Genomic DNA, 1,257 nt, shown 5'->3' on the forward strand with positions numbered 1-1,257 from the left:
CGGTACTTGTGAACAACGCCGGAATCATTAGTAAAGTCGGCCTGGAGGAGACCACCCAAGAGATCTGGGATCAGACCATCCAGATCAACCAGTTGGGTGTCTTATACGGGATGCAGGCAGTCGTGCCGGGGATGCGTCGTCACGGCGGCGGCTCCATTGTTAACATCGCCTCCATTCTGGGGCTGGTCGCCTCTGGAAGGTCGACCGCATACCATGCCAGCAAGGGCGCGGTGCGGTCGCTGACCAAAGTCGCCGCAGTCGAACTCGGCAAGGACAAGATCCGCGTAAATTCTGTCGACCCAGGTATTATCGAAACCGCCATCGTGACAAACCTGCTTGCGAACGGTCACGACTTTAGCCCGCAGACGAACGCGATACCGCTGGGGCGGATGGGAGACAGCAGGGAGATCGCCTACGCGGTGCTCTTCCTCGCATCAGACGAGTCCTCCTACATCACCGGCACTGACCTCGTCGTCGACGGCGGACTGATCGTCCACCGGTGACACCGGTCCGAACTGTCTCGGTGGAGATGAGACGACCATCCCAGCGTGCGGTGCCTTTACCGAGCGCTGCTCGCCTCACGCGGAATTCTGTGGAGCGCCGACGCCGACCGCCGGGCGATCGAAACTGCCGTCGGGCTCGATTCCGTGCTGATCCTTCGCGAACGATCCGACATCGCTTCAATCATTGCATTCATCGGTCGCCGCCTGGACGACCTTGCCTATGGACAGGGCTGTGGCGGGGTGCCGTCCAACATCGCGACCCCGTTACATTTATTCTGTCTCCGTGGTCGGGGACATGGTCGCTGGATCCGGTATGACTCTGTCGCCCCTGTCATTGATGATCCGAATCTTCTATATCCGTGAAGCGGCGCTTGGGATCATGCCATCGGGCGCGTGGAGCGCGTTGAGGACACGGTAGAGGCGCCGGGCGAGGTATCTCTTGAGGATGCGTCGGATTTCGCGTGGAGTCTTGCCTTCGGCTTTCCGGCGGTCGGCGTAGAGCCGGGTGTCGGGATCGTGGACCATTCTGACCACCGTGGCCATGTGCAGGGCGCTGTTGAGGCGCCTGTCGCCTCTTCGGTTGTGACGGACGGTGTTGCCCGATGATGCGGGGATCGGGTTAACTCCGGCGAGAGCAGCGAAGGCCGCCTCGGAACGCACCCTGCCCGGATGCGACCAGGCGACGTAGACGACGGCCGCGGTGATGGTGCCAACCCCGATCTCCTCCAGCAACGGGGCAGCGGGGCTGGCCTCG

Annotated in this window: 2 protein-coding genes; one reads left to right on the forward strand and one right to left on the reverse strand. The window is 62.1% G+C overall.

Annotation, left to right across the window (positions count from 1 at the left end; genetic code table 11):
• Positions 1 to 503, forward strand: a 503-nt coding sequence (locus AC5RVV_RS17425; RefSeq protein WP_494002616.1) for an SDR family NAD(P)-dependent oxidoreductase, incomplete at its 5' end; no start/stop codon positions are given.
• Positions 504 to 854: 351 nt separating this feature from the next.
• Here AC5RVV_RS17425 and AC5RVV_RS17430 read toward each other — a convergent pair.
• Positions 855 to 1,257, reverse strand: a 403-nt coding sequence (locus AC5RVV_RS17430) for a transposase (protein ID WP_494002617.1), incomplete at its 5' end; no start/stop codon positions are given.

The sequence above is a fragment of the Arthrobacter sp. MDT2-34-1 genome (assembly GCF_059091365.1).